This window comes from Actinoplanes oryzae (genome assembly GCF_030757795.1).
Classification (GTDB): Bacteria; Actinomycetota; Actinomycetes; order Mycobacteriales; family Micromonosporaceae; genus Actinoplanes.
In genome coordinates, this window is sequence record NZ_JAUQWH010000342.1 from 1 (window position 1) to 1,456 (window position 1,456).

Annotated in this window: 1 pseudogene; it reads right to left on the minus strand. The window is 75.0% G+C overall.

Going from position 1 to position 1,456, the window contains the following annotated elements:
- Positions 1-110: 110 nt before the first annotated feature.
- Positions 111-1,456, minus strand: a pseudogene (locus tag RBH18_RS43805) (FtsK/SpoIIIE domain-containing protein); the annotation flags it as partial.

Here is a 1,456-nt window from a genome sequence, read left to right on the forward strand (position 1 = left end):
GGCCTCGTCGCGGTGCTTGGCGGCGTCGGCGTCGAGCTCCGTCAGCCGCTTGACGACGCTGCGGTAGTCGGGCGTGCGGCGCTCGAGGACGCCGTCGGTGTCGGGAGTCGTCATGAGGGTCCGTAGGGGATGATGACCTCGGCGCCACGATGCACCGAGCGGTCGAAGTGGAGGGCCCGCCACGGCCGCGGGTACCAGGCGGGGGAGCCGTGGCCGGGATAGTAGGGCGACAGCTCGCTGCCGTGCACGTCCAGGGCCACCCACGAGCCGATGACGTCCGTACGGCTGGCATGCCCGCCGAGCGTGTCGCGCAGCAGGGCGGCCCCGCGCCACCAGCCGATCACGTGGATGCGGCGCTCGGGGCCCTGGCGCAGGATGCGGCGCAGCAGGTCGCCGCCGGGCGCGGCGTCGACGGCGTACAGGAGCAGGAAGAGGGGCTTGTCGGCGGCCGTCCCGAACTCGGCCCGGTCGGCGGCGGTCTCGAGGAGCAGGTCGAAGTTGTCCGAGTCGAAGTAGTCGGTGTCCTCGGCCGGCAGGACATCCTTAAGGGCCACGACGGCGGAGGCGGCATCGGCGTCGAGGCAGGCCACCTTGAACTGCGCCGACCCCGGCGGGAACTGGGCCGCGAGCGAGCGCGCCGCGGTGTGCAGGATCGCGCAGGCCTCGTCCACGCGGGTGCCCATGACGGCGATGTTGCGGCCGGGGGCGCGCCGGAGCACCGTACGCGCGGAGCGGGCCTGCACGTCGATCGTCTCGCCCAGCAGCACCACCGGGGCCGCCGCGCCGGAGTCCAGCTGCTGGTAGTCGAGGCTGTCGCCGAGCCGCGGGATCGCGTCGCCGTCGAAGAGCCGGGGCGCGAGCATGTCCGACGGCCGCCGCCGCCACAACCGGTGTTGCAGGGCGCTCCACCGCTCCCGGTCGCCGGCGTCGGGCACCCGGACGACGCGGTTGGCCTCGATCGCGCCCGAGTCGGCGTTGACCACCGCGTGGTAGCGGGGCAGCGCCTCGGCGGCCATGTTCGTCTCGGCCAGCACGCGGCGGGCCCGGGGCAGCGCGATGCGCAGCGAGAACTGGGCCACCAGCGCGGGGCGGCCCCACAGCGCCTCGATGCCGGAGACGTCCTGGCTGGCCAGCACCAGGTGGATGCCCTGGGAGCGGCCGCGGCGGGCGAGGTCCTCGAGCAGGTCGACCGCCTCGGCGGCCACGGCGTCGCGCCCGGAGAGCAGCACCTGGAACTCGTCGACCACGGCGACGATGCGCGGCCAGTGCCCGTCCGGGTCCTCGGCGCGCAGCTCGGCGAGGTTCGTGACCTCGTGGCGCTTGGCGGCGTCGGCGCGGCTGCGCAGCTCGGCGCCGAGGAAGCGGAGCAGGGCCAGGCCGAACTCGCGGTCGGTGTTCACGTTCACCCCGACCAGGCGTACGTGCGGCAGCCAGCTCGGGTCCCGCCGGCCCGGCG